The sequence below is a fragment of the Devosia subaequoris genome, assembly GCF_014197055.1.
GTDB lineage: Bacteria > Pseudomonadota > Alphaproteobacteria > Rhizobiales > Devosiaceae > Devosia > Devosia subaequoris.
The window spans coordinates 29,321-56,306 of record NZ_JACIEW010000007.1 but is presented as its reverse complement, the minus strand read 5'-3'; the positions used below and the strand labels follow the sequence as shown (position 1 = coordinate 56,306).

Sequence of the window (26,986 nt, the reverse complement as noted above, 5' to 3'; positions counted from 1 at the left end):
AACGACAAGAACGGTCCGGTTGCGGACGGAATAAGGTATATAGCGGCATGACGAAGACGAGCGGAAGCGACAATGTGCTGTGCGGCCGGCTTCTGCTGATCGACCACGATGACGCATGCGCCCATCAGACCAGCGCCGAATTGTCAGAAGCCCTGCTGGTTGCCCCTCAGATTACCCATGCCCAAACCGGCCGTGAGGCGGCGGACCACCTGCGCAAGCTGCGTTATGACGTCATCATCTGCGAACTCGCCAGCCTGGGCGATCTTGCAGCCAATGTAGAAGACGCCATGAGCCGCCTGGTGCGCCTGGCCGATGGCGCGCTGATCCTGGCCGTGGCCGATAGCGGGTCGGTGAGTGCCGCGCTAGCCGCCATGCGTGCCGGCGCGCACGATTATCTCGCCAAGCCTGCCGGTGGCAGCACGCTGGCCGGACGCCTGGCGGAGCTCGCCCAGCGGCATGGGCGGCCGCGCTCGCTGGGGGTAGAAGTCACCCCCGAGCCTGAAGTGTCCGATTTTGCCGGATTTGTCGGCGCGTCCAGCGCAATGCAGTTTCTCTACGAGCAGATTGGACGGGTGGCCGCCTCGGCGGCGCCGGTCTTCATCACGGGGGAAAGCGGCACTGGCAAGGATGTCTGTGCCGAGGCCCTGCATGGCCGCGGGCGGCGCGCGGCCAGCCGGTTTGTGGCGATCAATTGTGCGGCCATTCCGCGCGACCTGATGGAAAGCGAATTGTTCGGGGTGGTGCGCGGCGCCTTTACCGGCGCGCATGAAGATCGCAAGGGCGCAGCCGAACTGGCCGATGGCGGCACATTGTTTCTCGATGAGGTCGGCGAGCTTGACTTGTCGCTGCAATCCAAGCTGTTGCGGTTTTTGCAGACCGGCTGCCTGTCGCGCGTTGGCGAGACGGCGGCCCGAAAGGTGGATGTGCGCGTCATCTGCGCCACCAATCGCAATCCCATGCAGATGATCGCCGACAGGCAGTTTCGCGAAGATCTTTTCTATCGCCTGCATGTGCTGCCCATTCATCTGCCCCCGCTCCGGCAACGGCCAAGCGACATCATGCTGCTGACCCGGCATTTTCTCTCACGCTATGCCCAGGAAGAGCACAAGAGCTTCCTGGGCGTCACCCCGGAAGCAGCGCAGCGGCTGACGGCGGCGGATTGGCCTGGCAATGTTCGCCAATTGCAGAATTTGGTGCGCCGGCTGGTCGTCATGTTCGATGGTGGCCAGATCACCACTGATATGATTGAAGCGGCCGATATCGAGTCGCGGGTCCCAACGCCTGCACGGGTCGAAGCGCCGCGCTCCGAAAAACGCACCGTGCTGCCGATGTGGCAGCAGGAACAGCGCATTATCGAGGATGCCATTGCCACATTCGGTGGCAATATCTCCATGGCCGCGGCGGCGCTGGAAATCAGTCCGTCGACAATCTATCGCAAGCGCCAGAGCTGGTCGGAACTGGCGGCGACCGGCTAGGAGAGCGCCACAATCAGGGTTAGCCCCAACAACACGGCGACCAGAGGCGTCATGGTGAGGCGTTCGGGCAGGCTGCGTGAAATCGCGTTCATCACCACTCCAAGTGCCATGTAGGCAAGGATGACCCAGCTGGCGAACTTGATCCAGCTTGTATCCGGCCACGGCGCCAGCAAGCCGACCCGCATCATCAGGATAAGCGCAAACAGTCCGTAAAGCACGATGGCCACTGCACTGCCGATGCGCAAGCGACGTGGCAGGATGCGATGCTGGCCGCCCCAGGCAAAGTGTCCCAAGGGCGCGCCCGCGATGAGAACGCCCTGAAAGATCGCTAGGCCGCCCATCAGGGCTACGAAAAACATTGCTGCCGCTTGTGCCATTCTGCCCCAGTGTAACGTGATCAAGTCCGATGCAACCCGCCGCCGCACAGGCGCATTATTCACCTGAAAAGAGAGGTGAATTCAAGTGCTTACCATCGCCCAAAAACGCAGAAGAGCCAAGAGGCTCAAGACAGGCGTAGCGGCAGCTCTAGCAATCGTCGTGCTCACGCCAAAGCTGGACAATGTCCAATGGCCCGAAATCGGTTTCCCATTGGTTGCGACGGCGGTAGCCGCACCATCTAACTAACGCGACGATATCGAGGCGCCTTAGGGCGTGTTGGCTTGGCGCGACTTGGCGCGATCAAGGCCCAGGTAGCGCTCTCGCAGGATGACGGCAATGCCCGACGCAACAATGATCAGGGCCCCGATCAGCATGGCTGCTGTCGGCACATCGGCGAAGATGACGAAGCCGATGATGATGGTCAGGAGCAGCGAGACGTATTCAAAAGGCGCAATGACGGACATGTCGGCATAGCGGTAGCATGAAGTCAGAAGAAGCTGGCCAATACCGCCGAAGAACCCTGCCCCAACCAGCAATGCAGCCTGTTCAGGCGTGGGCCAGACCCAGCCCAGGGGGATAGTGGACAGGCTGATGGTGCTGGCGCTGATAAAGAAATAGGTGACGATGGCTTCGGTGCGCTCGGTCTGCACCAGGGTGCGGACCTGCAACATGGCGAATGCAGACAGGACAGCGGCACAGAGCGCGGCAATGGCGCCGATGGATTGAGCATCGCCCATCGGCGTTTCGCCGGAGAATACGGTCAGGCGCGGCCAGAGAATGACCAACACCCCAGCGAGTCCCACAAGGACGGTGGTCCAGCGGAAGACATGCACGCTTTCGCGCAGCAAAACCGCCGAGAGAATGACGATGATCAGCGGGGCCGCGTAGCCAATGGCCGTTGCTTCTGGCAGCGGCAGGCGGGTGAGCGCAAAAAAGCCCAGGCTCATGGACGACACGCCGATCAGACCACGCAGGATGTGCCCCAGCGGCCTTTTGGTTTGAAAGGCGCGCGTCAGATTGCCCTTCCAGGCCAGATAACCCAAGACAGGCAGGAGCGCGAAGAAGGAGCGGAAGAACACCATTTGACCCGAAGGGATGGTGAGTGTGGCCTTGAGCATGGTCGCCATGACCACGAAGCAACAGACCGACGCAATCTTGAGCGCAATGCCGCGCAGCGGACCACCCAAATCGCCTTTGGCTGGCGCGTCAGCAGGCTCGGCAGATGGCGCTGTCAATTCGGTCCTGTCCGGGGCCTATTTGCCCGCAGCTTCCAGCTTTTCCTTGGCGATGCGGGCCGTGGCAAAGGCCTTGTGCTCAGGGCCGACTGCACTGCCGGTCTTGAGGACCGAGCCAGACGCGTCCTGGACCTCCCAATGCCAATTGGTATTAGCCCCAACGCCGCCGGTGCGGCGCAGCTTGATCTGCAAGGAGGATTGTTCGCTCATAACTGTGCTTATGGCCCAGACTTGGATCGGGGGGAAGGGGGAATATGCGGCCTTGCGCGGCTCAGACCTGGGAGACGCGGACCGATATCCGGTTGCCACCGAATGTCAGCATGTCTCGGATCGGCGCGTAATCACCCTCGGCATAGGGATAGTACCAGGCCTCGTCGGCGCCATTGGCGGTCAATGTCTTTATCGTATAGAAGTGTGCCTCACCGGGCCCGGCATCGGTGCGCTTGGTATCGGATGCCTCCAGGATGCCGGGATGGACGTCGTCGAGCGGCACGAAAATCTGCGAGTCCATGCCGCTGCGTTCCAGCCGCTGGGCCTTGGTTGAGCTGGCGATCTCGGCATCGTCGAAAGAAATGTGCACCCTTCCCTCGACTGGAACTATCTGGGGCGTTGATTGGGTCGTCTGGGCCATATGAACCACCTTGTGCTGGACGATGTCTCGAATATGTCGTGCTGGCTTGCTAACGCATGAGTGAAAACTTCGGTTCACTCGCCTTGACTCTGGACCGGCTCGATCCCTATATCCCCGACAGCCTGTTAGCACTCACCTAAAGCGAGTGCTAACAGGTCCGAAATTGCATTCAGAAATGATGCCAAGAGGAACAAAACATGGGCTTCCGTCCCCTGCATGACCGCGTGGTCGTCCGTCGCGTCGACAGTGAAGAAAAGACCAAAGGCGGGATCATCATTCCCGATACCGCCAAGGAAAAGCCCTCTGAGGGCGTGATCGTATCCGTGGGCCCCGGCGCCCGCGACGAGAGCGGCAAGGTTGTCGCCCTCGACGTCAAGGCCGGTGATCGTGTGCTGTTCGGCAAGTGGAGCGGCACCGAGGTCAAGCTCAATGGCGAAGACCTGATCATCATGAAGGAAAGCGACATCATGGGCGTGATCGAAGCCTAATTCGGCTTCTCCCGTCTTTTTTGTCGTTCCCACTCAACAGATATTCTCAAGGAGCCATAAATGGCCGCCAAGGAAGTCAAATTCTCGACCGACGCCCGCGATAAGATGCTGCGCGGCGTCAACGTCCTCGCCAATGCGGTGAAGGTCACGCTCGGCCCCAAGGGTCGTAACGTCGTAATCGAAAAGTCGTTCGGCGCTCCGCGCATCACCAAGGACGGCGTGACCGTCGCCAAGGAAATCGAACTGGAAGACAAGTTCGAGAACCTAGGCGCGCAGCTGCTGCGTTCGGTCGCTTCCAAGACCAACGATGTTGCCGGTGACGGCACCACCACTGCGACCGTTCTGGGTCAGGCCATTGTCGTCGAGGGCGTCAAGGCCGTCGCCGCCGGCTTTAACCCGATGGATCTCAAGCGCGGTATCGATCTGGCGGTCTCCGATGTGATCGAGAGCCTCAAGGGCTCGGCCAAGGGCATCACCTCGTCCTCCGAAGTGGCCCAGGTCGGCACCATTTCTGCCAATGGCGAGACCTCCATCGGTGACATGATCGCCGAAGCCATGCAGAAGGTCGGCAATGAGGGTGTCATCACCGTCGAGGAAGCCAAGACCGCCGAAACCGAACTCGATGTCGTTGAAGGCATGCAGTTCGACCGTGGTTACCTGTCGCCCTATTTCGTGACCAACACGGAAAAGATGACGGCAACCCTGGAAGACCCGTACATCCTGCTGCACGAAAAGAAGCTCTCCAATCTGCAGGCCATCCTGCCGATCCTGGAAGCTGTCGTTCAGTCCCAGCGCCCGCTGCTGATCATTGCAGAAGACGTCGATGGCGAGGCTCTGCCGACCCTGGTCGTCAACCGTCTGCGCGCCGGCCTCAAGGTTGCTGCCGTCAAGGCCCCTGGCTTTGGTGACCGCCGCAAGGCCATGCTGGAAGACATCGCTGTCCTGACCGGCGGCCAGGTGATCTCCGAAGATCTCGGCATCAAGCTCGAGAACGTGACCCTGGACATGCTCGGCACCGCCAAGCGCGTCGAGATCACCAAGGAAAACACCACCATCGTTGATGGCGCCGGCACAGCCGACGACATTCAGGCTCGCGTTGGCCAGATCAAGGCGCAGATCGAGGAAACCACCTCGGACTACGACCGTGAAAAGCTGCAGGAACGTCTGGCCAAGCTGGCCGGTGGCGTTGCCGTGATCCGCGTTGGTGGCTCCACCGAGGTGGAAGTCAAGGAACGCAAGGATCGCGTCGATGACGCGCTCAACGCAACCCGCGCTGCTGTTGAAGAAGGCATCGTGCCGGGTGGTGGCGTCGCCCTGCTCCGCGCATCGGCCAACATCAAGTCCAAGGGCGCCAATGCCGATCAGGACGCTGGTATCGCAATCGTGCGTCGTGCCCTGCAGGCTCCGGTTCGCACCATTGCCAACAATGCCGGCGCCGAAGGCTCGGTCGTTGTGGACAAGATTCTGGAGAACGCAGAAATCTCGTACGGCTACAATGCCGCGACCGGCGAATATGGCGATCTGGTTGTTCTGGGCGTTATCGACCCGGTCAAGGTGGTTCGTACCGCTCTTGAAGACGCCGCTTCGGTTGCTTCGCTGCTGATCACCACCGAGGCCATCATCGTCGAGGCTCCCAAGCCTGAAGCTCCGGCTATGCCGGGCGGCGGTGGCGATATGGGCGGCATGGGCGGCATGGGCTTCTAGTCCAGCCCACTCCTCTACGCTTCGAAGTTCGTCTCTTCCCAGTCACGAACTTCGTGGAAGCCCCGGTGGAAACACCGGGGCTTTTTTGTCGGCATGGCGTAGGATGCACGCACCAATTCAAGAGGACCAATCATGCGCTCTCCCCGACGCGGCAACGCCTTTGAACAGGCGGAGGCCGCTTTCAAAGCGGCTACGAAAAAGAACGAGCCGATGCCAAAGGCGCCGGTGACCCCGCCGGCCGGCAAAGAGATGGTGTCGCTGCGGCTCGACCGGGATGTGCTTGCGCATTTTCAGGATGATGGCCCGGGCTGGCAGGCGCGCATCAACGCCGCCCTGCGCGCGGCCGCGGGGCTGGATCCAGCGTGACTAGGGGAAGAACAAGAGCTTGATGGCCATGGCGATGGACACCACCACCACCAGCGGCCTGATGACCCTGGCGCCATAGCGAATGCCGGTGCGGGCGCCGATATAGCCGCCAATGATCTGGCCGAGGGCCATGACCAGGGCGACCGGCCAGACGACATGGCCCTGCGGAATGAATATCGCCAGCGCGGCCAGATTCGAGGTGAAGTTCAGTGCCTTGGTATTACCGGTGGCCCGGGTGAGACCCAGGCCGAACAGCAGCACGAAACCAATGGTGAAAAAGGACCCGGTGCCGGGACCGAAGACGCCGTCGTAAAAACCGATGGCGAAGCCCAGAATGGGAACGAAAAGTCCAAAAGGTAGTCGTGCAGCCTTGTCGGCATCGGACAATTTGGGCGCGAACAGGAAATAGAGGGCAATGGCGATCAACGCCACCGGCACGGCGATGTCGAGCAGGCCAGTATCGAGCTGGGTGACCGTGAGGGCGCCGAGAAAGCTGCCGGCAAAAGTCAAGGCAATGGCCGGCACGAGATTGCGTAGATGCACAAAGCCCCGGCGCCAATAGGTCAGGACGGCCATGCCGGTGCCGACCACCGATTGCATCTTGTTGGTCGCCAGCGCGGCAACGGGCGGCAGGCCGGCGGAGAGCAGAGCGGGAACGGTCAGCATGCCGCCGCCGCCAGCAATGGCATCGACGAAACCGGCGAGCAGGCCGACGCCCAAGAGGGCCAAAAGAATAAGTGGATCAAGCATCTAAGTGTCAGTCCGGGTCGGTGCGGTGAAACCGATCGTCCGGAATGACTTGATCGGCCAGGCGGCGCTCATAGATGGGAATGTTGATCATGGAGGACATGAAGGCGCTCATCATCAATTGGAAGCCGGTGACCAAGGCCGTCATAGCCAGGATGAGGGCCCGCAGGGTTGCGGTGGAGGTCAAGGGCCCGAAATCGCGTTTGGCCCATTCCCAGGTTCCCCAGCCCATTGCCGCGAGCCCGGCGGTCATCAGCAGGATTGCCAGCAGCAACAAGCGCTCCAGGGTCAGGTTCTCAAGGACGCGGTCATAGACGCCGGAGCGGGGAATGAAGCCGTAGCGCGAGGCAAAGCGGCGGCCAATGATGGCGAAGGCGATCGATTGAGTGCCCATGATGACGCAGAGCGACGCCACCAGCAGGCTGTGCACGCTCAGCGTCACCGTACCGATCCGGACAGGACCGCTGACCAGCATTGAGCTGAAGACCAGCCCGACGGTCAAAAGGAACAGACCGGGATAGAGAAACAACCAGCGCGGCGAAAACAGCAGCAGGAAACGTAAATGCCGCCAACCATCGCGGAATGAGCGCAGATGGGGCTGGCGGGAGCGGCCATCGGGCCGGAGCACCGTTGGCACTTCGCGGATATCCAGGTGGGACAGGGTCGCCTTGACCACCATTTCCGAAGCGAATTCCATGCCTGTGGTACGCAGATTGAGGTCAGCAATGGCGGCGCGGGAAAAGCCGCGCAAGCCGCAATGGAAATCATGCACCGGCGTCTTGAAGAACAGGCGCCCCACAAAGCTGAGCAGAGGGTTACCAATATAGCGGTGGTGCCAGGGCATGGCGCCGGGGGCAATGCCGCCGGCAAAGCGGTCGCCCATGACCAGATCGGCGCCACGGCGCAGTTCGTTCATAAAGGCATCGAGATTGGCAAAGTCGTAGCTGTCGTCGGCATCGCCCATGATGACGAATTTGCCACGTGCCGCGGCTATGCCACTGGCAAGGGCCGCACCGTAGCCACGCTGCTCGGCAATAACCAGACGGGCGCCACTGGCCTCGGCAAGGGCCTGGGAACCGTCAGTCGAGCCATTGTCGGCGACCAGCACTTCGCCAGCGACGCCGGAGCGGGCGAGATAGGTCTTGGCCTTCTCTATACAACTCGCCAGCGTTTCTGCCTCGTTGAGGCAGGGCATGAGAATGGTTAGTTCAAGTGCTTCGCCCACAGCGCGCCCCCGCAGGACCCTTGAGACCTTGTGCCGTGATTTGGGCTGCAGCGGCAATGGCACATCAGTCGCCGTCTCCCATGCCGCCGCTGTCCGCATCATCGGTGGCATCGGAGGGTTGCGCGGCTTCCGGGTTTTGGGCCGGCTTCTGTTGCGCCAGGCCGGCATAGGCGATCAGGCTGACGCCGCAGACCACAAGGAGCATGACAAAGGCCAGTTCCATCGCTCTGCCCTACAATTTTCCGAGCAGCGTATTAAGGGTTTCGCGGCGCTGTTCGGTCCACTCGGCGGTGCGCGACACAATAAGGTTGGCCTCGCTCTTGAGCATCACGCCGTCTTCAAGCACGCGCAGACCATTGGCGGCGAGGGTCGAGCCGGTCGAGGTGATGTCGACCACGATATCGGCGACACCCGAAGCGGGCGCGGCTTCGGTGGCACCGAGGCTTTCGACAATGCGATATTCGGCGATGCCGGCTTTGGCAAAATGCTGACGGGTGATGGTGATGTATTTGGTGGCGATGCGCAGCCAGCGCCCGTGGCGGGAGCGGAAATCGGAGGCGACATCGGCCAGATCGTGCATATGGGTGACGTCGATCCAGGCTTCGGGCACCGCAATGACCACATCGGCACGGCCGAATTCGAGATCGCGTGCGAAGTCTACCGCTTCGGGGCCGGCCTCGCTGGTCTCATGGATCAAGTCACGCCCGGTGACGCCGAGATCGATATTGCCGCGAATGAGTTCGCGAGCGATTTCCGAGGCCGGAAAGAAGCGCACCGTGACCTCGGGCAGGCCTTCGATGGCGCCGAGATAGGAGCGAGCGCCGCCGGGACGGGTGATGATGAGGCCACGCCGGGCGAACCATTCGCGGGTGAGTTCTTCAAGGCGCCCCTTTGAGGGCACGGCGAGGGTGATGGTCATTTCGGCCACTCCGCTTCCATGCGATCGACCCAGAGGGCGCAGCCGGAGGCAGCGATGGGGGCGGTGGCGCCGAGGCGTTCGAGGAGCCGATCATATTGGCCGCCCGAGACCAGGACAGTGCCGCCCTGCCCGCGCATTTCAAAGACGATGCCGGTGTAATAATCGAGGCGCGGCGAGAAGCTCGCATCGAAAGTCACGCGGGCTTCGCCCAGGCCGTCGAGATGACGCCGGATCGCCTTCATGGGTGGCCCAAGGAACAGGCGATGTTTCTCGGCCAGCGCCTCGATCTGGCGCAGGGCCGACAGGGCGTCGCCCTTGATGGCGAGGAAGTCGCGCAGCAATTTCAGCGTGGAGCGCGGCACTTGGGCTGCGTCGAGGGCCTGCTGTTCCAGATAGCGGTCGGCAACCTCTTCGGGCGAGCGGCCATCGGAAAGGCTGAGACCCGCCGCGACCATGCGGGCGGTGACATCCTCAATCAGTTCGTCGCGGCCGGGCTGTTCGGTGCGGGGCAGGTCGGGCGCTTGTTCGAGCCGGGACAGCAGGCGATCCATGGCCTCGGTGTGGCCGAAGCGATGGCGAATGCGGGGACGCCAGGCTTCTGGCATGTCGGCCTGCTGAAGCAGGGCTTCGAACAGCCCGACGCCGCCCAGGCGCACATTGGGGGTGATGCCATAAAGCGAAAGCGCCGCACGGGCGAAGGTCAGCACCTGATCGAGCGCGATATCGCCATCGGGCTGGGCCAAAAGCTCAATGCCAGCCTGATCGAATTCGGCGGGGCCGGTTTCGCGCTGGCGAAAGATGGGACCGAGATAGGAAAACGCCGCTGGCTCCCCTGCCCCATCGGCGATGTAGTCGGCGACGATAGGCAGAGTGAAATCAGGGCGGAGGCAGTATTCGGCGCCGGTGACGTCAGTGGTGAGCAGAAGGCGGCGGCCGAATTCCTCGCCGGCAAGATCGAAATAGGGATCGGCGCTGAGCAACAGCGGCGGGGTGGCACGGCAACCACCCTGGGCTTCGACAAGGGATTCGAGCTGGCTGCGGCGATAGGCGGCGTTGGTCATTGCTCGCTCAGCAATTTTTTGACCGCCGACACCAGATCCTCGCGCTTGATTTCGAACTGGCCGGGGCGGGCGGCCTTCCATTCGGCGTTGTCGGTGATGGCCTGGGCGGCCTGCTTGCCAGCGATGAGATCCTTGACCTGCAGGATGCCCTGCTCGCGCTCCTGGCTGCCTTCGATGATGACGGCAGGGGCATTGCGCTTGTCGGCATAGGCGACCTGTTTGCCGAAATTCTTGGTTTGCCCCAGGAACATTTCGGTGCGGATGCCGGCCTGACGCAGCTCGGACACCATGGCCTGGTAGCGGGCGGTTTCGGCCTTGTCCATGACGAGGACGACGACCGGACCGGCCGGTTCGGTGGCGCCGAGATTGCCGGTGAGTTTCAGGGCATTGGCGAGGCGCGAGACGCCGATGGAAAAGCCGGTGGCGGGCACCGGCTCGCGGCGGAAGCGGGAAACCAGTCCATCATAGCGGCCACCACCGCCGACGGAGCCAAAGACCACGTCCTGGCCCTTTTCGTTCTGCACCTTGAAGGTCAGTTCGATCTCGAAGACCGGGCCGGTGTAGTATTCGAGGCCGCGGACGACGGAGGGGTCGATCTTGATACGGTCGGGGCCATAGCCTGCGGCGTCGAACAGAGATTGCATCGCAGCGAGCTCAGCGACGCCCTCATTGTCGGCCGGCGGCTTGCCGCCAACATAGTCGAGCACCACAGCGGCCTGACTGTCAGAGAGGCCTGCGCCCTTGGTGAAGTCCCCGCTTTCATCCTTGCGGCCAGCGCCAAGCAGAAGTTTCACACCTTCAGCGCCAAACTTGTCGAGCTTGTCGACGGCGCGGAGAACGGTGAGTTTCTGCTCTTCTGATGTAACGCCAGCAGCTTCGAGAACGCCATCGAGCACCTTGCGGTTGTTCACCCGAACCACGTATTTGCCCGCCAGACCCAGCGCGTCCATGACGTCGGCCATCATCATGCACATTTCGGCGTCGGCTTCCGGTCCGGGGGCGCCGACGGTGTCGGCGTCGAACTGCAAGAACTGGCGGAAGCGGCCGGGGCCGGGCTTTTCATTGCGGAACACATAGCCCTGCCGATAGGAGCGGTAGGGCTTGGGCAGGGTCTCGAAATTTTCGGCGAAGTAGCGGGCGAGCGGCGCGGTCAGGTCGTAGCGCAGGCTCATCCACTGCTCGTCATCGTCCTGCAAAGAGAAGACGCCGGCATTGGGCCGGTCGGTATCTGGCAGGAACTTGCCGAGCGTTTCGGTGTACTCAAAAAGCGGGGTTTCGACGGGGTCGAAGCCATAGCGCTCGTAGACGGCCTTGATCTTGTCGATCATAGCGCCAACAGCGGCGATTTCGCCTGGGCTGCGATCTTCGAACCCGCGCGGCAGGCGGGGCGTGATGAGCTTGGTCTTTTCGGTCATTTCTTCGCCCTGGAAAGTCGGTCGTTTGCTTAGACGATCGAAGCCAGTGAGACAATGGCGGGATGGCAGCCGGGGACGAACCCCGGCTGCCGTTCACTCATCTTCGGATGTCCTGATCCGGCGGGTGGAATTGCCAGAGCTGGGCGGGGACCGAATATAAGTTGCGATATTCATTCTCGGGCGGCAGGCCGACATCTTCGCGCAGATGGCCGGGCACCTGAGGATAGCGCGTCGGACGCTGGGCCAACCGGGCGCGAATCGCTGCCCCGATGACGGGGACCAGTCCGCGCTGCTGGACAGCATCGGCGATGGAGAATTCGAGACGCAGCACCACGCTGCGCTCATTGAGCACGTTCGAAGTCATTGCTGTTCCGACAGGTCACCCTGCCGGCCTCTGATGTGAGTAGACGGAAGAACAGCGGAATCGGGACGTCGAGCGACCCGCTTCAGCAATTCAGGATGGAGAGTTGGGGGCGTCCGCGCGCCGCGAGGCGGCCGAGGGTACCGTCAGGGTCACGCCCAGGCGCGACCGTGATGAAGGTAAGTTGGCCCCGAGTGGCGGGTGACAGTTTTGAACATGAAACGCCTCCCTCGGTTGGCTTTGCAGACGGCACTTGGGTAACTCACGAATCCGTGAGCTGCAAGCGGAGATGTGGCAGTCTGTCGCACTCTGCGGCAGGTGTTGCATGGAAGCCACAAAAAGCGTGTTCGCACCTGGTAGTGGAACGGATTGACTGGGGCGCGCTGCCTGCTATCCAGCCGGCATTGACAGCAGCCCCGCACATTTTTTCATACGCCCGTTCGGGCGCAGAGCGTGCGGCGTTGGAGGGGCGGCATGATTATACCTGGACGATTGCGGGCGCTGGTGGTGGACGACAACACCTATGCGCGCGCGATTTGTACGGTGGGTCTGAACAAGCTGGGCGTCGGGGACGTGGAGGAGGCTGAGAACGGGGGCGAGGCCATACTCAAGCTGATGCGTACGCCGTTCAACTTCATGCTGATGGACTGGTACATGCCCGACATCAACGGCGCCGGGGTGATGCAGGTGTTGCGCGATGCCCGGTTCGGCGCGCCGCAGAACACACCGGTGATCCTGATGACGGCTTACCCGTCCCGGGAAAATATCGATCGGGCGCGCGCGCTCGGGGTCAACGAAGTGCTGCCCAAGCCCTTTACCACCGAGCAATTGGGCCTTGCCGTGCAACGGGTTCTGCCGCCGGCTGAAGGGCTGGACGACTCGGTCTTTCTCTAGTTTCAGGTGCTTTCTTTCTCTAGTTTCAGGTGCTTTGCGGCAGCGCGGCAAGGGTTTGTTAACGGCCCTCGCCCACGCGTGGTTAACCACGCGGCTTGAGGACTCCTTTGCGCTTGTGCGGGAAAATGCGGCCAAACCTATTTTGGGGATGCAGGCCATGACTATCCGACATCTGACCGGGCCAGCCATTGCGCTCGCCACATTTGCACTGGTGAGCACGACGCTGCCCAGCCAGGCGGAAACGTTTAGCCCCGGCTGGCGCTTCGCCCCGCCGCCCGGCGTGACCATCACCGAAAGCCGGCCGCGCCACGCACTGGCGCTGCAGGCCAACATGCATGTGCCGCCGGTCTATCTGCGCCAAGTGGTGCCCTACGCCACCAATGAGCGCAGTGGCACCATCGTGGTCGATACGCGGCAGCACTTTCTTTATTTCGTGCTCGGCGATGGCCGGGCGCTGCGCTATGGCATCGGAGTGGCCCGCGCAGGGTTTGAATGGCGCGGAACGCACCGGATCAGCCGCAAGGCGGAATGGCCGGGCTGGACACCGCCAGCCGAGATGCGCAAGCGCCAGCCAAGTCTGCCGGCACATATGCCGGGCGGTATCAATAATCCGCTGGGCGCCAGGGCGCTCTATCTGGGATCAACGCTTTATCGTATTCACGGCACCAATGAGCCTTGGTCGATCGGCCAGAATGTGTCATCGGGCTGCATCCGCATGACCAACGAAGACGTCATCGACCTTTATGGCCGCGTTAAGCTCAACACCAAGGTGGTCGTTCTTTCCTAACGTGTTTGCGCGAAGGTGCGGTCGATCGCGCAACCAGGTGTCCTGATGTCCAGATTTGTTCTATTGTTGCGACGGTTTGCCAAGGACGAGAGCGGCGTATTCGCGGTCCTTTTCGGGCTGATGGCGATTGTGCTGATCGCGCTGGGCGGCGCAACGGTGGACTATGTTTCGCTCGAGCAGACCCGGCAACGCGCCCAGGTGGCGCTCGACGCCGCAGCCCTGGCGCTGCAACCGGAAATCTACAGGACCGGACTGACCAGGAGTGAACTGGAGGCGGAACTGCTGGTCAAGGCTCAGGCCATCGTGCTGGACCGTATCGGCGATATCGATGTGACTGAAGCCCAGGTTGACCAGATCGACATCGACACCGAGGCAGGGCGCCTGACGCTGGGAGGGGACTTTGCTCTGCCGACCAGGTTCGTGCGACTTGTCGGGGTAGAACAGCTCGGCGCCTCATTTACTGCAGAAGCCGTGCGTGGCGCGGTGGATGTCGAAGTCGCGGTGGCACTGGATGTGACCGGATCAATGAGCGGACAGCGGCTGGAAGACCTGCAGGATGCCCTGGATGACTTGATCGATGCGATCGTGCAGGACGAGCAAGAGCCAAACTATACCAAGATGGCGCTGATCCCCTATGCTCAGGCGGTGAATGTGGGGGGGTATGCCGAGGCGCTGCGCGGCCCCATTCGCGGTCCCAGCGACATAAGCGACATGTCCTGGGCCACGGGCAATACCAAGAACATCGACGATGTCACGAAGAGCTATCGCGCCCGCGTGACTTCCAACCGGCACGGCTTCCGGAACGGTGACTGGGTCTATATCTGGGACGTCAATCATATGAACCAGATCAACCAGCGGGCCTACCAGGTCGCCAACAGGTCGCGGGACACTTTCGAGCTCCAGGACGAAAATGGCAACTGGGTCGACAGCCGCTGGTACGATAATTATTGGGGTGGTGGAAAGGTCGTGGAATGCCTGGTTGCCCGTTGCGAAACAGTGGTCACCGCCAACGACCATGGCTTTTCGGAAGGGGATTATACCTACGTCAGGCAGGTCTCCTGGCTCAACGGCATTAACGACCGCATTTTCCGGGTGACCAATGTCACGAGGAATACCCTGCGGCTCGAAGGCTATTCGATGATCGGCCAGGGTACGTATAGAGCCAACACTGGTAAGCTCCATTGCACCAAGCAAAGTGCCTCGGTCGGTTGCGATTACTACCTGTTCATCAATGCGTCGAATTCTGCGACGCTGCACGGGATCACCAATTGCGTGACCGAGCGCGGCGGCGCGGAAGCCTTTACCGATGCTGCGCCCAGCGTAAGCTATGTGGGACGCAACTATCCGGGCAGCAATGGTTGCCCGACCAACCAGATTGTCCCGCTGACCTCAAACAAGTCCGTGCTGCACGACCTGTCGGATGACCTCGTGGCACGCGGTTCGACCTCGGGCAGCCTTGGCATCCTGTGGAGCTGGTACATGCTCTCACCTGAGTACGGCTATGTGTGGCCAGAGGCCAGCCGCCCGGCCAGTTACAATCGCGAACGCCTGCTCAAGGCCGCGATCATCATGACGGATGGTGAATTCAACACCGTACACTATGACGGCGTAATCGCGCGAAACTCAGCAGGCGGCAGTGGTGGGAACAATGAAAAAATTAACCGCGACGCCCACAATGGCGCCCCATATGATCAGGCGCGCGCCTATTGCGATGCGATGAACGATGCCTCGACCGGCATTGCGGTCTACACGGTTGGCTTCGGTATCGTGGAGGGCAGCAATGCCGCCAATGTGTTGCGCTACTGCGCCAGCAGTGCGGACAATTACTTTCTCGCCGCAAATGCCTCGGACCTGTCCGATGCATTCGAGCAGATTGCGCGCAACATATCATCGCTTAGACTGGCGCAGTGAGTTCAGAAAATGGGTGGTACCGCCTCCCCGGATTGAACGGGGGACCTCTAGATCCACAATCTAGCGCTCTAACCAACTGAGCTAAGGCGGCAGGACCCGCTGGGAACCGAAGTCGGTGACTGGGCTCCGAAAGCGGGCGGAACATAGGTCGAGATGGCCGAGATGACAAGCACCGATTTTGCGCTGTGGACAGTGCCCCTAAAATGCCCCTCTGACGGCGAATTTTGTAGGGCGGCGTGACCAATCCTTAGGAAAGCGCACTTAACCATGGTCCGTGATTGGACCCATGCCGCCTGTTGGTGGGGTGGATTCGCCCGTCGCTGCACTATATTGAAGAACACTTAAGGAACCTTCGACGTTTGTGCCGAAATGGCACAAATCCACGGGGTCGTGACCAGACAAAGGCAGTCCATGGATGACCGCTGGAACACATTGCCAGACGCGCGGCGCGTGCAGCAGCATGAGGATGATTCACGTCCCGCGTGGCTATGGTCCCAGGATGGCCGCAGCCTGATCTGGTCGAACCAGGCAGCCGATCTCTTCCTGGCCAAGGTAAAGAAACACGGGCTGAAGCGTCCGGCGCCCGCCGTGCCAATCAAGGGACAGGTTGCGCGCATTATCCGGCTGGGGTCGATCGGCCGGACGAGTCTGGCCCGCATTCAGTTCCTTGCCGGCGAGAAACCGGCCTCGGCGACCTGCGCCACGACACCGCTGCGCTGGGATAACAATGAGCCGGTCCTGCTGATCGTGGGGGTCGACCCGATCGCGCCGGAGGTGCTTGAGGCGGCGAGCACCGAGACGGATGCGGCAGACTGGGAAAGCGTCGCGCCTGCCGAAATAGCAGCGGTGGCCGTCGAGCCGGTGCAGGCAGAGCCCGCCGGTGATGTACCGGCTGATACAGAGCAGCTGCCAGCGGACATCGCGGCCGTTGACCCGGCAACGGTGCAAGACATCGCCGCTGAGACGGTTGAACAAGAAGCCAAGCCCGACGCGGATGAGGCTGCGCCGGAAGCGGAGGGCGGGATGGCCCCCATTGCCGGGGATGAGGCCTATGCCCACGAGCTGCAAAGCTGGCAGGACGGCGATGCCGAGATCGCCTATGAGCCAGCCGAACCGCATCGCCCCGCCCCCGAAACGGACAATCCCGAAAGCTGGTCTGATCCGCAGGATGAGGCTCCGGCCGCGGATGACGGCACAGGGCCGCGTCCGATGCCAAGCATTTTTGAGGCGATCGCGGCTGTCTCCGAGGAACAGAGGCTGCAGGACGCAGATAATGACGACGCGAACGCCGACAAGGATATCTCTCAGGACGAGGACCAACCCGAAGCGCCCGACGCATTGCCAGGAGTGTCGCGCCGGCTGAGCGATCTGGTGGAAAAGCTGGCCGATGACGAGGCGCTTTATGCGCCCCTGGGCGAAGAAGACGATGCGCCGGCGTTTGAAGCTGCTCCCCCTCCCGCCGGGCCGCCCGCGGATCCTGTCGAGGCGCCGGAGAAGCTATATTACAAGGTTTCCGGCCAAGGCTTTACGCCAATGGAGGCCGGCGTCGAGCCGACAGAGACGGCATCGGAGGCCGATGTCCAGCCCGACCCCGAAACGGTGGAGCGGGTGTCGCGCTATAATTTCGACGAGCTGTCGCGCATCCTCAATGATCGGGTGGGCGAACGCGGCCAGGCCAATAGTGGACCGGCGCATCCGGCGCTGCCCGCCGTACAGGGGGCAAGCGGGTCTGGTGCGCTGGTCAATCTGGGCGGCGAAACGCTGGTACTGAACCGTTTGCCGCTGGGCATCCTGGTCTTCCGCGACCAGCAGGTTCTGTTTGCCAATCGCGCCATTACCGAAATGGTGGGCTACGACTCGGTGGATAGTCTGCGTCAGGCCGGGCTTGGCGCGGTATTCCCGGTGCTGGGTGGCGAAGGTCAGGACGCCGGGCCGGTCAACCATCTGGTGCAGCGCGATGGCACGCTGGTGCCGGTAACCGCGCGATTGCAATCGATCTCCTGGCATGGCCGCCCTGCCCTTATGCTCTCGGCCAGCACCACCGAGGTGCGCACCGGCCATGAAGATGCAGTGAAAGCATTTGCCCAGACCTTTGCCGACATTCGCGGCGATGGCTTTGTCGAGGCCAATCGCAACGGCATGGTGAGCTCTGCCAGCGCGGCGGCAACATCGATGCTGGGCGAAGGCAAGGCAATGACCGGGCGGCCGCTATCGGCGGTGGTCGGGCAGGACGATGCAGTGGCGCTGAGGGCGTTTCTGGAGCGCCCGGCGCGCTTTGCCGAAACCGCCCGCCCCTGCCTGACATTGCGCTCGGCCGATGGCAGAGCCGAAATCCTGCTGTTTGCACTGGGTCAGGCCGGTGTCGTTTCGGGTTATTTTGGCCTGGTCAAGCCGCGCGAGACGAGCCCGGCACGGATCAGGCCGGCCAGCGATATTGACCCGGCGCTTCTGAATCGGATCAGTCGCGGGGTGCGGCGTCCGCTCAATACGATTATTGGCTTTTCCGACATCATCCGCTCCAAGGCCTTTGGCGAACTCGATAACGAGCGCTACGTGGGCTATGCCGACGACATTGCCCAGGCGGGCCAGGAAATAGCGGCCTTGGTGGATGAGCTGGACGATTACGCACGGCTGCGCGATGGCCGCTATCTGCCCCAACGCGCAAGCCTGGACTTGACGGACCTGCTCGAGCAATGCGTGCTGCGCATCCGCAACCAGGCCAATGGCGCCCGGGTGATCGTGCGCAATGCGATCTCGGAGATGCTGCCGCGTATTACGGCCGACCGGGCCTCGCTGGCGCAGGCAGTGTTGAACCTGTTGGCCAGCGCCATCGACCAGACCCCGATGGGAGGCGCGGTGGTGATTTCGGCGCAGCGCCATGATGATGGCTCGATCGCCATTCATGTGCGCGACGCGTCAATCAACGCGGTGGACATGGCCGAGCGTTTCGTGGTGTTCCGCGATGGCGTGAGTCGCGAGGGTCAAATGCTGACGCCGGTGCGCTCCAGCGTGGGTCTGGCGCTGACGCGGGCGCTGCTGGCAGTTAATGCCGTGTCGCTTTCAGTGGATCCAGCAGGGCCCGAGGGCATGCTGTTCACGCTTAAAGTCCCCGCCGATCTGGTCGAGGAGCGGCCGCTGATCGAAAATGCCGAGGAAGCCGAGTAGCCCCCGCTACGCAAGGGCGCGCGCTTCCTCTATAGCTAGGAACCATCTGGCCACGATGGAGGAGACCACCATGACTGCACGCAAGACACTGGCGCTGACGGTGGCAGGCCTGATGCTGATGGCCGGGCCGGCTTTGGCCCAGCCCACAGAAATCCGCATTGGTGTAGCACTGGAGCCCCCTGCCCTGGACCCGACCGCCGGGGCGGCCGAAGCCATCGACGTGGTGGTGTACCAGAATGTGTTCGAGGGTCTGGTGCGGATCGACCAGACCGGGGCGGTGCAGCCGGGGCTGGCGGAAAGCTGGACCATTTCGGAAGACGGGCAGACCTATCGGTTCGCGCTCAATGAGGGTGTAACTTTCCATGACGGCACCGCTTTCGATGCCGAGGACGTCAAATTCACCTTTGACCGGCTGCTGGCCGAAGACAGCGTCAATGCGCAAAAGGCGCTTTACGAACCAATTTCGGCAGTAAGCGTAGTCGACCCGATGACTGTAGAGTTTACCCTGTCGCGGCCGGATGGGATGTTCTTGTTCAATCTGGGCCGGGGCGACGCGGTAATCGTGGCGCCGGAGAGCGCGGAAAACAATGGCGCGGAACCCATTGGCACCGGGCCCTTCGCTTTTATCCAATGGGATCGCGGCAGCCGCGTGGTGCTGGAGCAATATGGCCCCTATTGGGGCGAGAGCCCGGCGCTGACCCGCGCGAGCTTTGTGTTCATCTCGGACACGGCGACGCTAACCAATGCGCTGCTGGCCGGCGATGTGGACGGCACCAACAATTTTGCCGCCGAGGCGCTGGCGGTGTTCGAAAACAATCCGCAGTTCAAGGTGTTGGTGGGGTCGACCGAAGGCGAGACCATTCTCTCCACCAATAACAGGAAAGAGCCTTTCACCGATCTCAAGGTGCGCCAGGCCATGGCGCATGCGCTGGACCGGCAGGAGATCATCGAAGGCGCAACCTATGGCTATGGCGTGCCGATTGGCACCCATTTTGCGCCGCACCACCCCTATTATCTCGATCTGACCGACACCTATCCGCACGATCAGGACAAGGCGAAAGCCTTGTTGGCCGAGGCGGGATATGCGGATGGCTTCTCCGCGACCCTAAAACTGCCGCCGGTGGCTTACGCACGCCTGTCGGGCCAGATCATTGCCAGCCAGTTCGCCGAGGTGGGGATTGAGCTCGAGCTGATCAACATGGAATGGGCGCAGTGGCTGGAAGATGTGTTTGGCAACAAGGATTTCGACCTGACCATCATCAGCCATGTCGAGCCGTTCGATGTTGGCATCTACGCCAACCCCGACTACTACTTCGGCTATGACAACCCTGAAGTTCAGGCCCTCAACGAGACGCTCAATGCCACTACGGACGAGGCCGAACGCCTGGCGCTGGCGCAGGAGATTCAGACCATCATCGCCCGCGACGCCGTCAACGGGTATCTGTTTGAGCTGGCCCAGACCGGGGTATGGAACGCCAAGCTCGAAGGCATGTGGCAGAACGCCCCCGTGGAAGGCGTGGTGTTGCGCGACATTCACTGGGCGGAGTGAGCACTGTGCCACTGGGCCGGCCGCAGGGATTAGACCGCCCCACTCCCCCGTCTTGTCATGGCTCTCCGGGTCTTGTGCCGCTCCCCTGCCCGCAGAGAAAACGGTAGAGCGGCGGATAGCAGAGAGTCTTGCAAGGGGGCGGCGTTGACTCTCTTTGTGATCCGACGGATTGCCGGGTTTGCGGTTACGCTGTTCGTGGCGGCGCTGGTGATCTTCCTGTTGCTGGACCTTTTGCCGGGTGATCCCGCGCGGTTCGTTCTGGGCATCAATGCCACACCAGAAGCCGTTGCTGCGCTTCGTACGCAAATGGGTCTCGACGCGCCGGCGCATGAGCGGTTCCTGGCCTGGGTCGGGGGCATGCTGGTGGGCGATTTCGGGCTCTCGACCACGCAGCGGCTGCCGGTCGCCGAGCTGATTGCCGAGCGCATGGCGGTGACGCTGCCGCTCTCGCTGATCGCCATGGTTGTGTCGGTGGTGGTGGGGCTGCCGATCGGCATTCTGGCGGCGATGCGGCGCGGCAAGGCCACCGATACCGCGCTGATGGTGCTGGCGCAGACCGGGGTGGCCATTCCCAATTTCTGGTTCGGCATGCTGCTTACGCTGGTGTTTGCGGTGAGCCTGCGCTGGCTACCGACGGGCGGGTTCATACCCTGGGACGAGGATGCGGGCGCGGCCATGCGCGGGTTGATCCTGCCGGGGCTGGCGCTGGCCCTGCCGCAGGCTTCGATCCTGGCGCGGGTGATGCGCACGGCACTGGTCGATGTGACCGAGCAGGATTTCATCCGCACCGCGCGGGCCAAGGGCATGACCAAGTCGGAGGCGATCTGGCGCCATGGCGTGCGCAATGCGCTGCTGCCGGTGCTGACCATTCTGGGGCTGCAATTCGCCTTCCTCATCGCCGGGACCATTATCGTGGAGAATGTGTTCTACCTACCGGGGCTGGGACGACTGATCTTCACTGCGATTTCCGAGCGGGATCTGGTGCTGGTACGCGGCGCGACCATCGTGCTGGTTGTGGTGACTACGGCTACCATGCTCGTCGTCGATCTGGCCTATGCCTTTGTCGATCCGCGGTTGACGGGGCGGAACGCATGAATTGGCAACAGTTCAGACGGCATCCGAGCCTTGTCATCGGACTTATGGCGGCAACGCTGTTCGCCCTGCTGGGTCTGGTGTCGCTGTGGTGGACACCGTTTCCCATCGAGCAGATCAGCATCGCCCGGCGCTTTCTGGGCACGACAGCCGAGCATTGGTTGGGGACCGACCATCTGGGCCGCGACATGCTTTCGCTCGTGATGCGCGGGACGCTGACCAGTTTCGTGGTGGCGGGACTGGGCGTGATTATCGGGATCGGCATTGGCGTGCCGCTGGGCCTGGCTGCCGTGGCCTGGGGCGGTGTGGTGGAATGGCTGGTCCTGCGCCTGTCCGATATCACTTTTGCCTTTCCAGCGGTGATTGTGGCCATTTTGATCGCGACGTTGTTTGGACCGGGAGCGGCCAATGCGACCATCGCTATAGGCATCTTCAATATTCCAGTCTTTGCGCGGGTCGCGCGGGGCGGTGCACTGGCCATAGCCGCGCAAGACTATGTCGCCGCCGCAAGGCTGGCAGGATTGGGCAATGCGGCCATTGCTGCGCGGCATTTATTGCCCAACATCATGAGCCTGTTGATCGTGCAGGGCACGATCCAGCTGTCGCTGGGCATATTGGCGGAAGCGGGCCTGTCCTATATCGGGTTGGGCACGCAGCCACCGGCGACGAGTCTGGGGCTGATGCTGCGTGATGCACAGAGCCTGTTCCTGATCCATCCCTGGCTGAGCGTGGTGCCGGGGCTGGCCATCGTGTTGATCGTGATTGCCCTCAATGTTGCGGGCGACGGTTTGCGTGATGCGATCGATCCACGTCTGCGCCATCAAGGATTGAACCATGGCGCTGGTTGAGATCGATCAACTCACTATCGGGTTTGATGGGCACATCGCCGTGTCAGGCCTATCCCTGCGTATCGAACGCGGTGATCGTTTTGGCATTATCGGGGAAAGCGGCTCGGGCAAGTCGCTAACGGCCCTCTCGATTGCCGGCCTGCTGCCCGATGCCGCTCAGGTCTCAGGGCGCCTCGCGTTTGACGGATCGCCGCTGCCGGACAATGAGCGCAAGATGGCGCTGCTCAGGGGCAAGCGCATTGGCATGGTGTTTCAGGAGCCCATGACCGCCCTTAATCCGCTGATGACGATTGGGGAGCAGATCGAAGAAGCCATCAACATGGCCGGTATTGCCGAAGTGATGCCGCTGGCCCTACCCAACCTGCTCGATGAGGTGGGACTAACGGCGGGGCACGTGGGGCGGTTTCCGCACCAACTCTCGGGCGGACAGCGGCAGCGGGCGATGATCGCCATGGCGCTGGCCAGTCAGCCAGAGCTGATGATCGCAGACGAGCCGACCTCGGCACTCGATGTCATCACCCAGCGCACCGTGCTGGAGTTGATTGCCGAAATCTGCAAACGGCGTCACATGACGCTGCTGTTCATCAGCCATGACATTCGGGCTGTGGCGGCACTGTGCGACCGGGTCGGGGTAATGCGTGCAGGCGAGATGGTCGAACAGGGCGATACTGGAGACGTGTTCACGACGCCCAAGGCCGATTATACGCGCAAGCTGCTGGCGGCCGGTCAGATGCAGCGCCGGGAAAGGCCAGTCGCGGCAGGCCAGGCGGACAGAGCGCCCTTGCTGCGTGCTGAAAATGTCAGTCGGGTCTATCGCCATGGCGCCCTGTGGCCTTGGCGTGACGCCCCGGTCCGCGCTGTCGATGGGGTTACCCTCGACATTGCGACGGGCGAATGCGTGGCCCTGGTAGGTCCGTCGGGCTGTGGCAAGACGACTTTGGCGCGAATGATCGTTGGCCTGGACGATGTCAGCACGGGGCGATTGGTGTTCGATGGAGCGGCCTATCGAGGCCGAGACCTTCCGCCGCTGCTGCGCGCGGGCATGTCGCTGGTTTTTCAGGATCCATTCAGCAGCTTTGACCCGCGCATGACCATTGGCGACTCGCTGGGCGAGCCGCTGCATCTGTTGGGGCGCTTATCGCGTGGCGAACACGACGCGCGGCTGACTGAGGCAATAGAAGCCGTTGGGCTGCAGGCGACGATGCTGGAGCGCTATCCGCACGAATTTTCTGGCGGGCAGCGCCAGCGCCTGGCGATTGCCCGTGCGCTGGTGACACGGCCCCGCCTGGTCGTGCTGGATGAACCGGTCTCGGCGCTCGATGTTTCGGTACGCGGCGACATCCTCAACCTGCTTTCGCGGCTGCAGGAAGAGCATGACCTGACCTATCTCATCATCAGCCACGATCTCGACATGGTCGCCGCCATGGCTGACCGTGTGCTGGTGATGGAGCGGGGGCAAATCGTGGAGGAAGGCGCGCCGCAGCGGCTGTTTGCCGAGCCGCAGCATAGCCTGACCAAGGCGCTGATGGCGGCAAGGCTGCCCGAAATAGCCGCCTGAAAAATCGGCTTTAGTTTGGCTTGTGCAACCGGTGGAGCAGGACTGCAGTGCGAGCGATGATCATGGGCATATTCTCATGCATCTCGTCGAACTCTGCCCATTCCTCGTCGCCCGCTGTATCGTCGGGACGGGTATCAGGCTGAGCCAGCATCAGGGCAGACGCCAGCCCCATCGCGGCTTCTCCCCGGATGTCGCTCTCAGTGTCGCGCAACAAGTCGTCCCAGGCATCGAAGCGCAACAGCATGGCCTGCTGAAAGCCGGCGATCCACACCTCCCAGATGATGTCGTCGCTGTGTTCATCGACCTCAAACAGCGGCGCATAGGCGTCGGCCGCCAGTTCGGCATTGATTTCAGCCAGTCGCGTTTCGATCAGGTCGGCAATCTCTTCGCTACCGCTGGGCAGCACGCCGCGTTCATCGGTCAACCAGTCAAACGGCCACCATTCGCTGTTGGCAATGGGCTCGGGCCCGACTGCCAGGCAGCAGAGGAACCCGTCCAACTCCGCAAGCAGCATGGACTGGTCTCCGGCCTCTTCGAGAAGCTCTTCGAGACGCAGCAGCGAGGGGGAGAGTTCGGCGTATTCCTGTTCCATGCAGAAGGGTCCTGGCGGCTATCAATACGCCAGAACCCTACAGGATTAGCGCGCGTTGTGCAGCAGGCCCTGAAACGCGCGATAGCTGGATTTGGGTGTGCGCTTCTGCGTTTCGTAGTCGACATGGACGAGACCGAAACGCTTGTTGTAACCCTCGGCCCATTCGTAATTGTCAAGCAGCGACCAGGCAAAATAGCCCCGCACATCGGCGCCGGCCTCGCGGGCGGCGAGCACGGCCTTGAGGTGGTCCTCGTAATATTTGGTGCGGCGCGGATCGTTGTCGCCTTCGACCTCGGCCATGCCGTTCTCGGTGACGTAGATCGGCAGCTTGGTGTAGTCGTTGGAGACGCGGACCAGAAGATCGGTGAGCCCCTGGGGGTAGATTTCCCAGCCAATATCTGTCTTTTCCAGCGGTCCGGGGACCTGCTCTACAGGGCGACCGGGCTGGGTCGATGCGGTGTAGAGACCGCGGGTATAATAGTTGATCCCCAGCCAATCGAGCGGGCGGGAGACCACGGCCATATCGTCCTGATAGTTCGCCGGCAGATAGGGCGCGAGCCAGTCGGTCATTTCCGTGGGGTATTGCCCCTTGAGGACGCCGCCGAGATACCAGCGATTGAACACCGCATCACCGAAATTTGCGGCCGATTTGTCTGCGTCGCTGTCGCTGGCAGGTACGGATTTTTCCAAGTTTAGCACGATGCCCAAGTTTTTCGCGCCGGACGCACGAAGGGCATCGATTGCCGTACCATGGGCAAAAAGCACGTGATGCATGGCGCGGGCCGCCGCGCGCAGGTCGCGATAGCCAGGGGCATGCACGCCGAGATAGTGGCTGAGAAAGGCCACGCACCAGGGCTCGTTAATAGTGGCGGTCGCTTCGAGGCGATCGCCGAATCTCTGGGCTACCAGCGTGGCATAGTCGGCGAACCAGCTGGCGATGTCGCGGTTCATCCAGCCGCCACGATCCTGCAGTGTCGAGGGCAAATCCCAGTGGTAAAGCGTGGCATAGGGTTTGATGCCGCGCTCAAGCATGCCGTCGATCAGGCGATCATAGAAATCGATGCCGGCCTGATTGACGGTGCCGGTCCCCTCTGGGATGAGGCGTGGCCAGGCGAAGGAGAAGCGATAGGCGTCAAAGCCGCCATCGCGGATCAGGTCCAGATCCTGCGGCCAGAGTTCGTAATGATTGCAGGCGTGAAGGCCGGTATCGCCATTGTGGACATTGCCGGGCGTCGCCGCAAAAGTGTCCCAGATGGATGTGCCGCGTCCGTCGCCCTGCCCGCCTTCAATCTGATAGGCAGCGGTGGCCACGCCAAAGGTGAAATCGGAGCCGAAATCGCGGCGATCAAACGAGAACATATCCCCTCCATGCGGGCATTTTACCCTTGTGGGGAAGGCCGATAACATTCACGCGGGAGGTTATGCAATCGATTTCAGCAATCGATTTAAATGGTGTACGTGCCTCAAAACGTCAGGATGCAGATCAGGAAATGCTGGCTACGAGCCGATGCGCGATCAGGCGGTATGCCTTGGCTTCGGCGCCATCGGGCGCGGTCACCAGTGGCGGGGTACCGGCATCGGAGCCCTCGCGGATCGACATGACCAGGGGGACCGGACCGAGAAAAGGAATTTCGAGACGCTCGGCGGCCTTCTCGGCGCCGCCGGTGCCGAAGATGTCGTAGCGGTTGCCGGTGTCCGGAGCGATGAAATAGCTCATGTTCTCGACCAGGCCGAGCACCGGCACGGACATGCGGCGCAGCATGTCGATGGCTTTTTGCGCATCGATAAGCGCAAGATCCTGCGGGGTCGAGACGATGACCACGCCATCGACAATGGTCTGCTGGAAGAGCGCAATATGGATGTCGCCGGTGCCGGGGGGCAGATCGATGATCAGGCAGTCGAGCCCTCCCCAATCGGTTTCGCGCAGCAGCTGACGCAGGCCTGACGTGGCCATGGGGCCGCGCCAGACCACGGCCTGACCGGGCACCAGCATGGAGCCAATGGACATGACCTTGAGCCCAAAGACATCGTGCGGTGTGAAGATGCCGTCGTCTCGTATGGCGGGTTTGCCCTCAATGCCGAGCAGCTTGGGGATGGACGGCCCATAAAGATCGGCGTCAAGCACACCGACCTTCAGGCCCTCGGCGGCCAGCGACAGTGCGATATTGACGGCGGTGGTCGACTTACCCACGCCGCCTTTGCCAGAGCCGACGGCAACGATGCGCTTGACGCCATCGACCCGCGTCTTGCCCTGCGGTTGGGTGGCGCCATGGCCGAACTTGGGGGCATTGGACTTTTCCGCGGTCAGCGAGACCATGACCTTGCGGGCGCCGCCGAGCGCCTGAGCGCGCTTTATGGCCTCCTCGCGAGCCGGCCCGAAGGCGGCTTCCATGCCTGGCGCCACGGCAATGGCAAAAGCAATGGCGCCGGGCGTGACGATGACGTCGGAGAGGCCGCCATAGCTGGCAAGGTCACCACCGCCGGGGATTTCGACGTCGGCAAGGGCGGTCTTGATCTGAGCGGCGAGATCGGCTTCGGCCATGCGGAGTTTCCAAAAGAAAAGTCCCCACCCCGAACTTGTCGAT

General features: G+C 62.1%; 26 protein-coding genes and 1 tRNA gene. 12 read left to right on the top strand and 15 right to left on the bottom strand.

Features of this window, described 5'->3' with window-relative positions:
- The first annotated feature begins 47 nt into the window (after positions 1-47).
- The gene (locus GGR20_RS13950) at positions 48-1,475 is read left to right on the top strand and encodes a sigma-54-dependent transcriptional regulator (protein WP_183311981.1); all 1,428 of its coding nucleotides are present in this window, start codon (positions 48-50) and stop codon (positions 1,473-1,475) included.
- Here GGR20_RS13950 and GGR20_RS13945 read toward each other — a convergent pair.
- The 4 genes from GGR20_RS13945 to GGR20_RS13930 all read right to left on the bottom strand — a co-directional run bounded on the left by GGR20_RS13945 (position 1,472) and on the right by GGR20_RS13930 (position 3,719).
- Positions 1,472-1,834 (bottom strand): hypothetical protein, encoded by a 363-nt coding sequence (locus GGR20_RS13945; RefSeq protein ID WP_210283189.1) that lies wholly within the window; start codon positions 1,832-1,834, stop codon positions 1,472-1,474. The genes GGR20_RS13950 and GGR20_RS13945 overlap by 4 nt on opposite strands.
- 285 nt (positions 1,835-2,119) lie before the next feature.
- Entirely contained in the window at positions 2,120-3,088 is a 969-nt protein-coding gene (locus GGR20_RS13940; protein WP_246349611.1) for a DMT family transporter, read from the bottom strand.
- 18 nt (positions 3,089-3,106) lie between these two features.
- A complete protein-coding gene (locus tag GGR20_RS13935) occupies positions 3,107-3,298 on the bottom strand; it encodes a hypothetical protein (protein WP_183311979.1) in 192 nt (63 codons plus the stop codon).
- Between the two features lie 61 nt (positions 3,299-3,359).
- Complete coding sequence (locus GGR20_RS13930; protein WP_183311978.1) at positions 3,360-3,719, bottom strand: DUF427 domain-containing protein; 360 nt, start codon at positions 3,717-3,719, stop codon at positions 3,360-3,362.
- 197 nt (positions 3,720-3,916) lie between these two features.
- On the opposite strand from GGR20_RS13930, the gene GGR20_RS13925 reads away from it, so the two are divergent.
- The 3 genes from GGR20_RS13925 to GGR20_RS13915 all read left to right on the top strand — a co-directional run bounded on the left by GGR20_RS13925 (position 3,917) and on the right by GGR20_RS13915 (position 6,277).
- Positions 3,917-4,207 carry a co-chaperone GroES gene (locus GGR20_RS13925; protein WP_104891883.1) on the top strand — a complete coding sequence of 97 codons (291 nt, stop codon included), beginning with the start codon at positions 3,917-3,919 and terminating at the stop codon, positions 4,205-4,207.
- A gap of 60 nt (positions 4,208-4,267) precedes the next feature.
- Positions 4,268-5,911, top strand: coding sequence for a chaperonin GroEL (gene groL, locus GGR20_RS13920; protein ID WP_183311977.1), 1,644 nt, complete (start codon positions 4,268-4,270; stop codon positions 5,909-5,911).
- A gap of 132 nt (positions 5,912-6,043) precedes the next feature.
- The gene (locus GGR20_RS13915) at positions 6,044-6,277 is read left to right on the top strand and encodes a BrnA antitoxin family protein (RefSeq protein WP_183311976.1); all 234 of its coding nucleotides are present in this window, start codon (positions 6,044-6,046) and stop codon (positions 6,275-6,277) included.
- Here GGR20_RS13915 and GGR20_RS13910 read toward each other — a convergent pair whose 3' ends face one another.
- The 7 genes from GGR20_RS13910 to GGR20_RS13880 form a co-directional block, all read right to left on the bottom strand.
- On the bottom strand, positions 6,278-7,027 hold the full coding sequence (locus tag GGR20_RS13910) for a TSUP family transporter (RefSeq protein ID WP_183311975.1): 750 nt from the start codon (positions 7,025-7,027) through the stop codon (positions 6,278-6,280).
- 7 nt (positions 7,028-7,034) lie between these two features.
- Positions 7,035-8,249: a glycosyltransferase gene (locus GGR20_RS13905; RefSeq protein ID WP_210283188.1), complete on the bottom strand. Its 1,215-nt coding sequence runs from the start codon at positions 8,247-8,249 to the stop codon at positions 7,035-7,037.
- 64 nt (positions 8,250-8,313) lie between these two features.
- Complete coding sequence (locus GGR20_RS13900; protein WP_183311974.1) at positions 8,314-8,472, bottom strand: hypothetical protein; 159 nt, start codon at positions 8,470-8,472, stop codon at positions 8,314-8,316.
- 9 nt (positions 8,473-8,481) lie between these two features.
- The gene (gene hisG, locus GGR20_RS13895) at positions 8,482-9,168 is read right to left on the bottom strand and encodes an ATP phosphoribosyltransferase (RefSeq protein WP_183311973.1); all 687 of its coding nucleotides are present in this window, start codon (positions 9,166-9,168) and stop codon (positions 8,482-8,484) included.
- A complete protein-coding gene (locus GGR20_RS13890) occupies positions 9,165-10,229 on the bottom strand; it encodes an ATP phosphoribosyltransferase regulatory subunit (protein ID WP_183311972.1) in 1,065 nt (354 codons plus the stop codon). Before GGR20_RS13890 ends, hisG begins: the two co-directional genes overlap by 4 nt.
- Positions 10,226-11,644, bottom strand: a complete 1,419-nt coding sequence (gene hisS / locus GGR20_RS13885) for a histidine--tRNA ligase (RefSeq protein ID WP_183311971.1) — start codon at positions 11,642-11,644, stop codon at positions 10,226-10,228. Before hisS ends, GGR20_RS13890 begins: the two co-directional genes overlap by 4 nt.
- Before the next feature lie 97 nt (positions 11,645-11,741).
- Positions 11,742-12,008 (bottom strand): hypothetical protein, encoded by a 267-nt coding sequence (locus GGR20_RS13880; RefSeq protein WP_183311970.1) that lies wholly within the window; start codon positions 12,006-12,008, stop codon positions 11,742-11,744.
- Positions 12,009-12,479: 471 nt separating this feature from the next.
- On the opposite strand from GGR20_RS13880, the gene GGR20_RS13875 reads away from it, so the two are divergent.
- The 3 genes from GGR20_RS13875 (at position 12,480) to GGR20_RS13865 (ending at position 15,597) form a co-directional block, all read left to right on the top strand.
- Complete coding sequence (locus GGR20_RS13875; RefSeq protein WP_183311969.1) at positions 12,480-12,899, top strand: response regulator; 420 nt, start codon at positions 12,480-12,482, stop codon at positions 12,897-12,899.
- A 157-nt stretch (positions 12,900-13,056) separates the two neighbouring features.
- A complete protein-coding gene (locus tag GGR20_RS13870) occupies positions 13,057-13,686 on the top strand; it encodes a L,D-transpeptidase (protein WP_338084731.1) in 630 nt (209 codons plus the stop codon).
- Between the two features lie 45 nt (positions 13,687-13,731).
- Positions 13,732-15,597 (top strand): TadE/TadG family type IV pilus assembly protein, encoded by a 1,866-nt coding sequence (locus tag GGR20_RS13865; RefSeq protein ID WP_183311967.1) that lies wholly within the window; start codon positions 13,732-13,734, stop codon positions 15,595-15,597.
- Positions 15,598-15,611: 14 nt separating this feature from the next.
- Here GGR20_RS13865 and GGR20_RS13860 read toward each other — a convergent pair.
- Positions 15,612-15,688, bottom strand: a tRNA-His gene (locus GGR20_RS13860).
- A gap of 320 nt (positions 15,689-16,008) precedes the next feature.
- On the opposite strand from GGR20_RS13860, the gene GGR20_RS13855 reads away from it, so the two are divergent.
- The 5 genes from GGR20_RS13855 to GGR20_RS13835 all read left to right on the top strand — a co-directional run bounded on the left by GGR20_RS13855 (position 16,009) and on the right by GGR20_RS13835 (position 23,809).
- On the top strand, positions 16,009-18,762 hold the full coding sequence (locus GGR20_RS13855) for a histidine kinase dimerization/phospho-acceptor domain-containing protein (RefSeq protein WP_183311966.1): 2,754 nt from the start codon (positions 16,009-16,011) through the stop codon (positions 18,760-18,762).
- A gap of 70 nt (positions 18,763-18,832) precedes the next feature.
- Positions 18,833-20,311, top strand: a complete 1,479-nt coding sequence (locus GGR20_RS13850) for an ABC transporter substrate-binding protein (RefSeq protein WP_183311965.1) — start codon at positions 18,833-18,835, stop codon at positions 20,309-20,311.
- 144 nt (positions 20,312-20,455) lie between these two features.
- On the top strand, positions 20,456-21,406 hold the full coding sequence (locus GGR20_RS13845) for an ABC transporter permease (protein ID WP_183311964.1): 951 nt from the start codon (positions 20,456-20,458) through the stop codon (positions 21,404-21,406).
- Entirely contained in the window at positions 21,403-22,251 is an 849-nt protein-coding gene (locus GGR20_RS13840; RefSeq protein ID WP_183311963.1) for an ABC transporter permease, read from the top strand. Before GGR20_RS13845 ends, GGR20_RS13840 begins: the two co-directional genes overlap by 4 nt.
- Positions 22,238-23,809, top strand: coding sequence for a dipeptide ABC transporter ATP-binding protein (locus tag GGR20_RS13835; RefSeq protein WP_183311962.1), 1,572 nt, complete (start codon positions 22,238-22,240; stop codon positions 23,807-23,809). Before GGR20_RS13840 ends, GGR20_RS13835 begins: the two co-directional genes overlap by 14 nt.
- A 10-nt stretch (positions 23,810-23,819) precedes the next feature.
- Here the strand turns inward: GGR20_RS13835 and GGR20_RS13830 are convergent, their stop codons facing one another.
- The 3 genes from GGR20_RS13830 to GGR20_RS13820 all read right to left on the bottom strand — a co-directional run bounded on the left by GGR20_RS13830 (position 23,820) and on the right by GGR20_RS13820 (position 26,943).
- Positions 23,820-24,401, bottom strand: coding sequence for a UPF0149 family protein (locus GGR20_RS13830; RefSeq protein ID WP_183311961.1), 582 nt, complete (start codon positions 24,399-24,401; stop codon positions 23,820-23,822).
- Between the two features lie 45 nt (positions 24,402-24,446).
- Complete coding sequence (locus tag GGR20_RS13825) at positions 24,447-25,760, bottom strand: GH1 family beta-glucosidase (RefSeq protein WP_183311960.1); 1,314 nt, start codon at positions 25,758-25,760, stop codon at positions 24,447-24,449.
- 124 nt (positions 25,761-25,884) lie between these two features.
- On the bottom strand, positions 25,885-26,943 hold the full coding sequence (locus GGR20_RS13820) for an Mrp/NBP35 family ATP-binding protein (protein WP_183311959.1): 1,059 nt from the start codon (positions 26,941-26,943) through the stop codon (positions 25,885-25,887).
- Positions 26,944-26,986: the final 43 nt, after the last annotated feature.

Excerpts from the sequence above, each read along its gene's own strand:
- GGR20_RS13890 (WP_183311972.1), bottom strand. The coding sequence starts at position 10,229 with ATGACCAACGCCGCCTATCGCCGCAGCCAGCTCGAATCCCTTGTCGAA.
- GGR20_RS13865 (WP_183311967.1), top strand. The coding sequence starts at position 13,732 with ATGTCCAGATTTGTTCTATTGTTGCGACGGTTTGCCAAGGACGAGAGC.
- GGR20_RS13830 (WP_183311961.1), bottom strand. The coding sequence starts at position 24,401 with ATGGAACAGGAATACGCCGAACTCTCCCCCTCGCTGCTGCGTCTCGAA.
- GGR20_RS13850 (WP_183311965.1), top strand. The coding sequence starts at position 18,833 with ATGACTGCACGCAAGACACTGGCGCTGACGGTGGCAGGCCTGATGCTG.
- GGR20_RS13825 (WP_183311960.1), bottom strand. The coding sequence starts at position 25,760 with ATGTTCTCGTTTGATCGCCGCGATTTCGGCTCCGATTTCACCTTTGGC.
- GGR20_RS13930 (WP_183311978.1), bottom strand. The coding sequence starts at position 3,719 with ATGGCCCAGACGACCCAATCAACGCCCCAGATAGTTCCAGTCGAGGGA.
- GGR20_RS13900 (WP_183311974.1), bottom strand. The coding sequence starts at position 8,472 with ATGGAACTGGCCTTTGTCATGCTCCTTGTGGTCTGCGGCGTCAGCCTG.
- GGR20_RS13875 (WP_183311969.1), top strand. The coding sequence starts at position 12,480 with ATGATTATACCTGGACGATTGCGGGCGCTGGTGGTGGACGACAACACC.
- GGR20_RS13880 (WP_183311970.1), bottom strand. The coding sequence starts at position 12,008 with ATGACTTCGAACGTGCTCAATGAGCGCAGCGTGGTGCTGCGTCTCGAA.
- GGR20_RS13840 (WP_183311963.1), top strand. The coding sequence starts at position 21,403 with ATGAATTGGCAACAGTTCAGACGGCATCCGAGCCTTGTCATCGGACTT.
- GGR20_RS13870 (WP_338084731.1), top strand. The coding sequence starts at position 13,057 with ATGACTATCCGACATCTGACCGGGCCAGCCATTGCGCTCGCCACATTT.
- GGR20_RS13835 (WP_183311962.1), top strand. The coding sequence starts at position 22,238 with ATGGCGCTGGTTGAGATCGATCAACTCACTATCGGGTTTGATGGGCAC.
- GGR20_RS13915 (WP_183311976.1), top strand. The coding sequence starts at position 6,044 with ATGCGCTCTCCCCGACGCGGCAACGCCTTTGAACAGGCGGAGGCCGCT.
- hisG (WP_183311973.1), bottom strand. The coding sequence starts at position 9,168 with ATGACCATCACCCTCGCCGTGCCCTCAAAGGGGCGCCTTGAAGAACTC.
- hisS (WP_183311971.1), bottom strand. The coding sequence starts at position 11,644 with ATGACCGAAAAGACCAAGCTCATCACGCCCCGCCTGCCGCGCGGGTTC.
- GGR20_RS13950 (WP_183311981.1), top strand. The coding sequence starts at position 48 with ATGACGAAGACGAGCGGAAGCGACAATGTGCTGTGCGGCCGGCTTCTG.
- GGR20_RS13855 (WP_183311966.1), top strand. The coding sequence starts at position 16,009 with ATGGATGACCGCTGGAACACATTGCCAGACGCGCGGCGCGTGCAGCAG.
- GGR20_RS13820 (WP_183311959.1), bottom strand. The coding sequence starts at position 26,943 with ATGGCCGAAGCCGATCTCGCCGCTCAGATCAAGACCGCCCTTGCCGAC.
- groL (WP_183311977.1), top strand. The coding sequence starts at position 4,268 with ATGGCCGCCAAGGAAGTCAAATTCTCGACCGACGCCCGCGATAAGATG.
- GGR20_RS13910 (WP_183311975.1), bottom strand. The coding sequence starts at position 7,027 with ATGCTTGATCCACTTATTCTTTTGGCCCTCTTGGGCGTCGGCCTGCTC.
- GGR20_RS13935 (WP_183311979.1), bottom strand. The coding sequence starts at position 3,298 with ATGAGCGAACAATCCTCCTTGCAGATCAAGCTGCGCCGCACCGGCGGC.
- GGR20_RS13945 (WP_210283189.1), bottom strand. The coding sequence starts at position 1,834 with ATGTTTTTCGTAGCCCTGATGGGCGGCCTAGCGATCTTTCAGGGCGTT.
- GGR20_RS13925 (WP_104891883.1), top strand. The coding sequence starts at position 3,917 with ATGGGCTTCCGTCCCCTGCATGACCGCGTGGTCGTCCGTCGCGTCGAC.